Origin of the sequence: Micromonospora yasonensis (genome assembly GCF_026013475.1) — a bacterium.
In the GTDB taxonomy this organism is placed as follows: Bacteria; Actinomycetota; Actinomycetes; order Mycobacteriales; family Micromonosporaceae; genus Micromonospora; species Micromonospora yasonensis.
In genome coordinates this window covers 1-9,918 of the sequence record NZ_JAPDPH010000247.1, presented here as the reverse complement: position 1 = coordinate 9,918, position 9,918 = coordinate 1, and the positions used below count along the sequence as shown (strand labels likewise).

11 protein-coding genes are annotated in these 9,918 nt (G+C 71.0%); 2 read left to right on the top strand and 9 right to left on the bottom strand.

What is annotated here, in order from left to right:
* A partial coding sequence (locus tag ONA70_RS31300; RefSeq protein ID WP_265010094.1) for an MSCRAMM family protein occupies positions 1–1,897 on the top strand: 1,897 nt, incomplete at its 5' end.
* 99 nt (positions 1,898–1,996) lie between these two features.
* On the opposite strand, the gene ONA70_RS31295 is transcribed toward ONA70_RS31300, so the two are convergent.
* From ONA70_RS31295 to ONA70_RS31255, 9 genes are all read right to left on the bottom strand, one after another.
* Positions 1,997–2,674, bottom strand: a complete 678-nt coding sequence (locus ONA70_RS31295) for a pentapeptide repeat-containing protein (protein WP_265010093.1) — start codon at positions 2,672–2,674, stop codon at positions 1,997–1,999.
* Positions 2,671–3,387: a hypothetical protein gene (locus tag ONA70_RS31290; protein WP_265010092.1), complete on the bottom strand. Its 717-nt coding sequence runs from the start codon at positions 3,385–3,387 to the stop codon at positions 2,671–2,673. Before ONA70_RS31290 ends, ONA70_RS31295 begins: the two co-directional genes overlap by 4 nt.
* Before the next feature lie 9 nt (positions 3,388–3,396).
* Positions 3,397–4,098 (bottom strand): WXG100 family type VII secretion target, encoded by a 702-nt coding sequence (locus ONA70_RS31285; protein ID WP_265010091.1) that lies wholly within the window; start codon positions 4,096–4,098, stop codon positions 3,397–3,399.
* Positions 4,095–4,424 carry a type VII secretion target gene (locus ONA70_RS31280; protein WP_265010090.1) on the bottom strand — a complete coding sequence of 110 codons (330 nt, stop codon included), beginning with the start codon at positions 4,422–4,424 and terminating at the stop codon, positions 4,095–4,097. Before ONA70_RS31280 ends, ONA70_RS31285 begins: the two co-directional genes overlap by 4 nt.
* Before the next feature lie 5 nt (positions 4,425–4,429).
* On the bottom strand, positions 4,430–4,837 hold the full coding sequence (locus ONA70_RS31275; protein WP_265010089.1) for a YbaB/EbfC family nucleoid-associated protein: 408 nt from the start codon (positions 4,835–4,837) through the stop codon (positions 4,430–4,432).
* A 278-nt stretch (positions 4,838–5,115) separates the two neighbouring features.
* A complete protein-coding gene (gene argS, locus ONA70_RS31270) occupies positions 5,116–6,834 on the bottom strand; it encodes an arginine--tRNA ligase (RefSeq protein WP_265010088.1) in 1,719 nt (572 codons plus the stop codon).
* 286 nt (positions 6,835–7,120) lie between these two features.
* Positions 7,121–8,179, bottom strand: a complete 1,059-nt coding sequence (gene trpS / locus ONA70_RS31265) for a tryptophan--tRNA ligase (RefSeq protein ID WP_265010087.1) — start codon at positions 8,177–8,179, stop codon at positions 7,121–7,123.
* Between the two features lie 90 nt (positions 8,180–8,269).
* Positions 8,270–8,437 (bottom strand): hypothetical protein, encoded by a 168-nt coding sequence (locus ONA70_RS31260; RefSeq protein ID WP_265010086.1) that lies wholly within the window; start codon positions 8,435–8,437, stop codon positions 8,270–8,272.
* Between the two features lie 85 nt (positions 8,438–8,522).
* Entirely contained in the window at positions 8,523–8,963 is a 441-nt protein-coding gene (locus ONA70_RS31255) for a PRC-barrel domain-containing protein (RefSeq protein WP_265010085.1), read from the bottom strand.
* Between the two features lie 183 nt (positions 8,964–9,146).
* On the opposite strand from ONA70_RS31255, the gene ONA70_RS31250 reads away from it, so the two are divergent.
* Positions 9,147–9,404, top strand: a complete 258-nt coding sequence (locus ONA70_RS31250) for an SCO4848 family membrane protein (protein ID WP_265010084.1) — start codon at positions 9,147–9,149, stop codon at positions 9,402–9,404.
* The last annotated feature ends 514 nt before the right edge of the window (positions 9,405–9,918 follow it).

Genomic DNA, 9,918 nt, shown 5'->3' with positions numbered 1-9,918 from the left:
CGTCTACCTCTACGGCGACAACGTCGACCACTGGGATTACGCGAGCCTCGACGACCAGGGTCGCTACGCCTTCGACGCGGTCCCTGCCGGCCAGTACCGGGTGAACTTCGAGGCCTGGGGCCACCCGACGCAGTTCGCCTACGGCAAGACCGACTGGTCGTCGGCCAATCTCATCACCGTGACGGCCGGGGCCGCGACGGTGGTCGACGACTCGCTGCTGCCGGTCGGCACCATCACCGGGCGGTTGACCGACCGGTCCGGCGCCCCGGTGCCGTTCGTGTTCGTCAGCGCCGAGGCCGCCGACTACAGCAGCTACGGCTACGGCAACACGGATCCGGACGGCAACTTCACCATCCAGGTCGTGCCGGGCAGCTACCGCGTCCGCTTCGACGTGGGCGACTTCGGCCAGTACGCGTACGGCACGCTGGACGTCGACGCGGCGACGGTCTTCGCGGTCACGGCGGGCGGCACGGTGACGGTCAACGACACCCTGGTCGCCACGGGCGCCGTCGCGGGCCGTTTCACCGACACGTCCGGCGCGCCGCTGTCCGGCGTGGACGTCTACGTCAGCAACGGCCAGTTCTTCGGCAATGCCCAGACCGACGAGGATGGCCGCTACCGGCTCGACCAGGTGCCCGTGGGCACCGGCTACACGGTCCAGTTCTCCAACTCGGCGCTGTTCCTCCGGCAGTACGCCTACGGCACGGTGGACCAGTCGGCGGCGGCCCGGTTCACCGTCACCGACGGCCAGACCACCACGGTCGACGACCAGAGGCTGCCGACGGGCAGCGTCCGCCTCACCGCCGTGGACTCACGTACGGGCCAGCCGATCCTGAACTTCACCTCCGGCCTCGGCGTCGACTCGCGGGACACCGAGAACGGCGAGGTCATCTATCCGACCGTTCCCGTCGGCACGCACGAGATCTGGGCCGCCGCCTCGGGCTATGACTTCGACGGGGCTTCGGTGACGGTCGCCGCCGGCGAGCAGGTCGACGTCAAGCTGGTCATGGAGCCGATGGCCCGCATCACCGCCACCGTGGTGGACGCCGCGACCGGCGCTCCGCTGTCCGGCGTGTGCATCGTCCCGGTGCGCGCCGACGAGGTCCGGATGCCGGACGGCTGCGGCGACGTCACTGACGCGAACGGCAAGGTCACGCAGTTGGTCGGGAAGGGTGCGGGCACCTACAACCTGCTGGCCTGGCCGGAGCAGGCCGACGGCTACGGCGCCCAGTGGCTCGGTTCGGGCGGCGGCACCGGCGACCTGCGGAAGGCCACGCAGTTCACCGTGGAGCCCGGGGAAACGATCACGCCGCCGGTCATCCGGATGGACCGCGCGGGTGTCATCACCGGCCAGGTCTTCGGGCCGGACGGTGCCGCGCTGTCCCGCGGCAGCGTCCGGATCGCTGGCGAGCCGGTCGGCCTCGGCAGCAGCTTCGGTGTCTTCGCCATCGGCAACGAGGGCCGTTACCGGATCGACAAGCTCGGCCCGTACCAGTGGCCGCTCCTGTTCCAGGCGGCCGGGCAGCCCATTCAGTGGAGCGGCGGCGAGGCCAACCGCGACCGGGCCGACCGGATCACCGTCGTCGCGGGCGGCACCACCACCTACGACTACCGGCTCGACGCCGGGGTCACGGTGACGCTGGCGAGCACCACGCCGTTCCACGGGTACGTGGTCGCCCGCAACGTCGACACCGGTGACATCGTCGGCATGTGGTGGATCTCCGAACCGAACGTCGGCCTTGCCCGGCAGCTCATCGGCGGGCAGCACGTCAAGTTCGAGTACTACCCGGGCGAGAGCAGCGGCCGCCGGTTCGTCGGCGGCGAGGACTTCGCCTCGGCGGCCAAGTACAAGATCCACAAGCACAAGGACGCCGCGTTCGAGTTCACGCTCGGCTGATCAGACACGAAGGCCGGGCACCTCGCCGTGCCCGGCCTTCGGGTGTCCGAGGGCGCGCCTTGCCGGTGCCCGCCCGCATGATGCGGGATGCCCGTCGCCCTACGGCATCCCGGGCACCACCTGGATGCTCTCCGCGCCCCGCTCCACGAACCACGCCTCGAGTTCGGCGCCGTCGAGTGACTGGGAGGCGTGCTCGTCGACGAAGACCGGGCCGACGACGGCCCCCTTCGCGCCTTCGAGTTGGCAACCGAACATCCTCGCCGCGCTGAGGATCGCGGGCATGTTCCTGCCCCCGAGGGTGCACCACCGCAGGCTCGCGAACTCGAGATTGGCACCGCGCAGGTCGGTCTTGTAGAGCTTGGCCGAGTTGAGGATCGCGTGGCTGAGGTCGGCCCCCGCCAGGACGGCTTCGTCGAGCTCCGCCGCGAACAGGCGGGCACCCCGGAAGCGGGCGTTCGTGGCGGAGCATCCGACCAGTTCCGCCTTGGCCAGGTCGGCGAAGCTCAGGTCGGCGTCCGCGAGCTCCGCGTTGCTCAGGTTCGCGCCGCCGAGATTGGCGTCCTCGAATCGAACGCCGATCAGGCAGGAACTGGCCAGGTAGGCGTCCGTCAGGTCGATGGTGCTGAGGTCCGCGCCGCGGAAGTCGAGAAAATCACCCGACAGGTACGACGTGGTGTCCGAGGCAACGGCGGTGAACCACTCCTCAAGCGACTCCCTGGCCTCGGGGCTGTCGGGCCACCGGGTCACGTCCGCCCTGCCCTGCTTGTACCTGCTCATTCGAGGAACACCACCTTGCCGTCCAAGTCCGTGTTACCGGCGACCCGCCTCTTGAGGTCGGCGAGGGAGCTCGGAGACAGGTTCTTGCTGTCGATGATGACACGCTGTCCGCCGGCCACCTCATCGTTGAGCTTCTGCTCGAACTCGTCGCCGTTGTAGCGGCCCCTCGTACCCTCGGGCATCGGCTGGCCGGCCTGTCGCCCGGCCGGGAAGGTGTCGACGGGACTCTTGACGTCCCAGTTGTCTCCGTTGGCGTCGACGAACTCGCCCTGATCCTTCTGGAATGCGGGATCGGTGTTGTCGAGCTCGGCGCGTTGAATCGGGCCAGGAATCTTGCCCTGCGCCTCGGCCTCGAGCCCGACCTCGGCCTCCCGACGTGACTTGGCGCTGATCTTTCCGTTGTGGGCCGGGTCGGCGGCAAGCTCCTGCACCCGGCGCTCGTACTCGGGAGTGCCCGGCTTGGGGGTCTGGTATCCGTCGTCGCTGCCCGAGGGCTTGCCCTGTGAGCCGCCCTGGTCGCCGCCCGGGCGGCCTTGCCGTGCCTCCGCTGCGACCGTCTCCTGGGCCCGGCCGACGTTCTCGGGGACCTCACTGGTACTGCGCCGCCGCCCGGACGGGGTACCACCGTCGCCCTCGCCGTCACCGTCGCCGTGGGGCCGGGACGGCCCGCCGTCGCCGTGCCCGTTGCCGTGCGGAGTCTTGGGTTTCGCCATGGTCGGACCTCAGCCGTCCAGGAGTTTGGAGAGGTTGGTCAAGCTGGTGATCAGGGCCATGACGTACGTCAGGATGCGCCCGGCCCACTTGACCACCGCCGCCGCGATCTGCGACGCGATCACCGGGATCGTGACCACGAAGATGGCCTCGACCGCCCACACGATCACGCGGGCCACCAGGTCGGCGATGAGGTCACGGACGATGTCGCGGGTGAACATGACCAGGTTGCCGGCGGCCTGGGTGGCGGCGGCCATCGCGGCGGAGATCCCCCCGAGCCCGTTGATGGCCTCCACGTTGTGTTCCATCAGGTTGTGGTACGCCGTGGCGGCCCGCCCCTGCCAGTGCGGCATGTCCCCGTCGACGAAGGACTTCAGGTCGGTGGCCATGCTCTGCAGCGCGGCGGCCATGTTGTCCCACGTGGCCGCGTGCGAGGCCACCACGTCGGGCATGCCGGTGAGCTCGTCGAGGACCTGCCGGAGCGGCTCGAAGTATTCCATCGCCCAGCCCAGCCCGTTGGCGAGCAGCGCGCTGAAGGGGTCCATCACACTGGCGGCGACCTCGACGCCGAACCCGGCGCCCGCGATCAGGTCGTCGACCCAGCCCTCGCTGTGGATTGCGTCGACGAGTCCTTGGAAGCTGTCGGCCAGGGCCGCGCCGGTCCACGGCTTCTGCGTGGACTGGACGCCGGCGATCAAGGACGTGTCGGTCATTGCGCCGACCTCGTCAGGCCGCCACCCGCCTTGCGGATCGTGGCGTCGGCGTCGGTGTCGACGTTGTCGTAGGCGTCCGCGGTCCTGTGCAGCCCCTGCACGACCAGCGACAGGTTCTCCTCCACGTACGCGATCAGCTCGTCCTGCCGCTTGTGCCGGCCCTCCAGGATGGCGGGCATCCACGAGCACAACAGCCCGTACGCCGAGTCGTCCTGCGCGATGTGCGCGCTGGCGGTCTTGACCGCGTCGAAGCGCCCCCTCAGCGCGTCGACGTTGCGGGCGTGGGCGCGGATCTGCTCCGCGTCGACAGCGAAACCGTCGGTCACCGCGCTCACCACCGGCCGTACCGGTCGTCGGGGCTGTCCCCGGCGGGATCGGTGTCGCGCAACTGCTGCCCGACCCGCTCGGCGATCGCCCGCGCCGCGGCCGACTCGGTGCCCACGGTGTCGGCGATGATCTCCTGCGAGCGGTCGGCCAGTTGCCGCCTGGCCTCGCGGATGGTGTCCATGATCGTCCGGGCGACGACGTCGGGCGCGACCCGGTGGATCCGCGGCCCCAGCCGCAGGTCGAGCAGCGCTCCGGTGGAGTCGACGGTGACCTCCGCCAGGCCGTTGCCGTCGGCGACGGTCACCCGCAGTTCCTGGAGCCGGTCGCTCATCGCCTTGGTGTCGGCGGCGAGCTGATCGATCCGACCCTTCCACGCCGCCAGCCGGTCCATGGCGCCGTCCGGATCCAGCAACCCTCCCGCGCTCGGAACGCCGGCCCCCATGTGTCCCCCGGTCGCTTTCCGTGATCATGCCTGGCCGGGGAAGACTAACACCGGATCGGTGGCGGTGACCACGGTCGGTGCCGGCCACGATCCACAACGGACGTACATCCGACGGAAGCCTTCCCTCGACGACGGTGCGGCCGACCGCTCCACAAGGGATCGGCAGTCGGGAGACGGACGAGGCCGAGGGCAACCATGGCGACGGCCCGCAACCACCACCAGTCGGTCACGCAGGACGGCTGATCCGGTCACATCCGCCCCGGCGCACGGATCCCGAGCAGGTAGAGGCCCTGCCGCAGCACCCGCGCGGTCAGTTCGCAGAGCACCAGCCGGCTCTCCCGTACCGGCCCGTCGGCCCGCAGGACCGGGCAGCGCTCGTAGAAGGCGCTGAATGCGGCGGCGAGCCGGTGCAGGTAGGCGGCCAGGTGGTGGAACTCCAGGCTCCGTTCCACCTCGGCGACCACCGTCCCGAAGCCGACCAGCTCGAACGCGAGCGCCCGCTCGGCCGGTTCGGCCAGGCTGATCCCGGCGTCCGGCCGGGCCGCCACCCCGGCCCGCCGGAAGATCGACCGGATCCGGGAGTACGCGTACTGGAGGTAGGGTGCGGTGTTGCCGTCCAGGGACAGCATCCGCTCCCAGTCCAGCACGTAGTCCTTGTGCCGGTCGCTGGACAGGTCGGCGTACTTGACGGCACCGATGCCGACCGCCCGGCCCACCTCGGCCGCCTCGGCCTCCCCCAGTTCCGGGTTCCGCTCCCGGGCCAGCGCCGTCGCCCGGGCCACCGCCTCCTCCAACAGCCCGACCAGCTTCACCGACTCCCCGGCCCGGCTGCGCAGCATCCGCCCGTCCGGCCCGAGGATCGAGCCGAACCCGACGTGCTCCGCCCGCGCCGGCGGAACCAGCCAGCCGGCCTGCGCCGCAGCCGCGTACACCATCTCGAAGTGCCGCCGCTGCGGCAGGCCGACCACGTAGAGCAGCCGGGTCGCGCCCAGCGTCCCGGTCCGGTGCCGGATCGCCGCCAGGTCGGTCGCCGGGTAGCCGTACCCGCCGTCGGACTTGCGCACGATCAACGGCAGCGGCTCCCCGTCCCGGCCCACCTGGCCGGGCGGGAAGACGCAGGCCGCGCCGTCGCTGCGCCGCAGCAGCCCGAGTCGGTCCAGGTCCGCCACCAACGGGGCGAGCAGGTCGTTGTAGCTGCTCTCGCCGTGGAAGTCCCGCTCGGTCAGGGTCACGTCGAGCAGGTCGTACACGGTCAGGAAGTAGCGCTCGGACTGCTCGACCAGCAGCCGCCAGAGCCGCAGCGTCGCCTCGTCACCACCCTGCAACGCCACCACCCGCCGCCGGGACCGCTCGCGGAACCCCTCGTCGGTGTCGAACTTTGCCCGGGCCGTCTTGTAGAACGAGTCCAGGTCGCCCATGGAGAGCTCCTGGGTCGCCTCGGCCTCGCCCAGGTCGACCAGGTGCTCGATCAGCATCCCGAACGGCGTGCCCCAGTCCCCCAGGTGGTTGGCCCGGACCACCCGGTGCCCGAGCCACTCCAGCAGCCGGGCCGCCGCGTCACCGATCACGGTCGAGCGCAGGTGCCCGACGTGCATCTCCTTCGCCACGTTCGGGGCCGAGTAGTCGACCACCACCGTCTCCGGCACGGCCGTCTCCGGCACGCCGAGCCGCGGGTCGGTGGCCAGCGCGGAGACCAGCCCGCCCAGGGCGCGCTCGGCGATGGTCAGGTTGAGGAAGCCCGGTCCGGAGACCTCCGCCGCCGCGCACAGGTCGGCCAGCTCCGCGCGGTCCAGCACGGCCGCGGCGATCGCCCGCGGCGGCCGGCCGAGCCGCCGGGCCAGCGCCAGCGCCGCGTCGGACTGGAAGTCCGCACGCTGCGAGCGCCGCACGACCGGATCCACCGGTACGCCGGCCACCGTCTCGAACGCCGGCGCCAGCCGGTCGGTCAGCAGTTTCTCCAGATCCATGGGTACGCCGATCTCGCTCGGATCCGCCGCACGCGGATCTCCGGACTACGGATGCGGGCGGACCGAGGACGATCGGCGAGGACCGGCGGCTCGATCCGCCGGTCGCAAGAGTGGAAGTGCTCAGCGCAGGCGGTCGTGGGACCGCCGGCGTCGCAGCGCGCCGACCCGAACGTCGGGGGACGTCGGCTGGAGGGCGTGCGAGCTGGTCACGCTGTCAGCCTAACCGGCCGGCCCGGGGATGGTGCAAGCCCCTTCCCCGGGCCGGCCGGCCGGCGTACGCGAACCGTCAGGCCGGCGTGGCGACGGCCTTGCGGTACCGCTCGGCCCGCCGCCGCACCTGGGTGTACGTGCTGGTCAGGCCCATCGCCCGGCGGACCTCGAGCAGCGTCCGGCGCACCTCCGCCCGGGTTCGTTCGGTGCCCTCGAAGATCAGCTCGTCGACCAGGCCGGGCTGCGCCTCGAACCGGGCCCGCCGCTCCCGGACCGGGTCGAGGAACCGGTTGAGCGCCCCCGCCAGGGCCTCCTTGACCTCGACGTCACCCACCCGGCCGGCCCGGTAGCGCGCCTTCAACTCCTCGACCTGCGCCCGGTCCGGGTTGAACACGTCGTGGTACGCGAAGACCGGGTTCCCCTCCACCGTCCCGGGCACGTCGGCGCGGATCCGGTTCGGGTCGGTGTACATCCCCATCACCTTGCGGCGCACGGTGGCCGCGTCGTCGGAGAGCGCGATGGCGTTCCCCTTGCTCTTGCTCATCTTTCCCTGGCCGTCCGTGCCGATCAGGGTGGGCGTTTCCGACATGATCAGCTCGGGCACCGGGAAGACCTCGCCGTAGAGGTGGTTGAACCGCCGGGCGATCTCCCGGGTCACCTCGACGTGCGCGGCGTTGTCCTTCCCGACCGGGACGGCCTGCCCCTTCACGCAGAGGATGTCGGCGGCCTGGAGGACGGGATAGCCGAGCAACCCGTACGGCATCTCCTCCTTGCCGGCATCCCGGCTCATCTCCTTGAGCGACGGGACCCGCTCCAGCCGAGGCACGGTGACCAGGTTCTGGAAGAGGGTGTTCAGGTCGCCGACCTCGGGGATCGCCGACTGGAGATAGAAGGTGGCCTGTTCCGCCTCGACGCCGGCGGCGAGGATGTCGGTGACCATCTCCCGGGCGTTGCGGGAGACCTGCTCGATGTCCGCACGACTGTTCTTCGTGGTGAGCATGTGCAGGTCGGCGATGATGAAGAAACTCTCGTACCGTCGGTGCAGCTTCACCCGGTTGGCGATGCTGCCGACGTAGTGGCCGAGGTGCAGCCGCCCGGTCGGGCGGTCCCCGGTGAGCATTCGGGTCGCGGACATGGTCGTACGCCTTTCGTGCTGATCGCTGGTTGGGGCGCGCGGGCGCGCGGAAACGACCCGGGATGTGCCCGGATCAGTGGAGTCGGCTCGTCAGAACGAGCGCCGCCATCGCCCGCCGGCGCGGAACCGCAGCCCACCGGCACGGAGTACGTCGAGGATCTGCTCCCGACCGTCATCGACACGGGCCGGGAGAACCGGAGCGGCAGCCGCCGGGAGACCGTCGACGGTCTCCGGGGCGCAGATGCTCGGCCGGACCATGCCTGACACGGTAGCCGCTCGGCCGTCCTTCGCGCACACCCGAACGCGCGGCGGCACTTCGCCCGCCGCGCGTCCCTTGCCCTGCTCAGCCCTGCCGGTAGCTCTCGGCGTAGTAGCCCCCCACCCGCTCGCGGTAGTCGGGGCGGTCGAAGTCGTCCGGGTCGAAGGCCGGCGACTCCTTCACCTGGTCCCGGGTGCGGTCCACGTGCACGACGCGATCCAGGTGGTCGACCCGGGCCACCGTGCCGACCGGCAGCAGCACCTTCTTCCCGAAGATCCACGGCCCCGTGTCCACCACCAGGTAGTGGACACCGGCCTCCTCGCTCGCCTCGTCGATCGAGCCGATCCGGCCGTCGATCGCCTCCACCCGGTAGCCGGTCAGGTCGAGCGGAGTGCCCGGACCGGGCGCTTCCGGGCCGTCGCTGTGTTCCGGCCGCTGCCGGGGCACCTTCTCCGGGCCGGTCTGGTCGTAGCCGCCGGCAAGGGCGGCCGGGTCGCGCCAGGCCCACGGATTGAACGGCTGCACAACACACCTCCGGATGTCGTCGTCCCGAGATCGGAAAACATGCCCGGCCGCCCGTCCGGGAAAACACGACGCCGATCCCCCGTGCGCCTCCCCCGCGCGCCGGGTCGGCCAGCCCGGCGGACCGCGTTGACCTGCGCGACGCCACGGCCGGTCACCGGGGTTCCGCTGGCATACTGGCCAGCCATGGTGCTGTCGCGTGGCTGGTCACTCTTTCTTGTCGCGGTCGGCGTGTGGACCTGGGTGATCTGGCCGAGGTTCGCGGTCGCCATCTGGAACGACCCGCGCTCCTGGTCGACCGGAACGGTCGGCGAGGGATCGGCCACCAGCTTCCTGTGGGTGCACGCGCTCCTCATCGCCGCCTCGCTGGCCATCGGCACCACCGTCGGGGTGCTCGGCGTCCGGGGCTGGCTCGCGGCCCGTCGCGGCCGCCTCACCGCCTGAGCCTCCCGCGACCCACCCGGTTTACCGCGCCCTCCGCCGTCCGGTCGGCCGGTGCCGGGGCCTCACCGGATCCTCCGCTGGGTCGATCATGGCGCGTGAGCTGGGAAGATAGCTCGTTGATAATGATGTGACGTGGGACGCCTCCCGTGGATTTGACGTTCAAACCCGCAGACGCGTAACTTTCTCTCTGCCAGCGCGGAACGGGGCAAACGGGACGAAAACCCGAGGGCGCCGAACCGGACTGGCGCCGGGTCAGACGGGGCGAGAGCCTTGGAAGACGCGGTCCGGGCGGGGCTCGCCGGAAACGCCGCAGGGCGGATTTGGCGGAGCGGAACCGACCGGGTAAGGTTCACGATCGGCAGGGCACCGGGCGAGCTAGCGGGAGACCGCAGCGGCCGGCCTGCCAAATCCGATGATCAAGCGCGGCGGTTCACTGCTGCGTGGGTTCAGCGGAGCCAACCCGTACGAAGCACGACAGACCGGGACACACGGTTTGACACGGCAGAGACGGCGA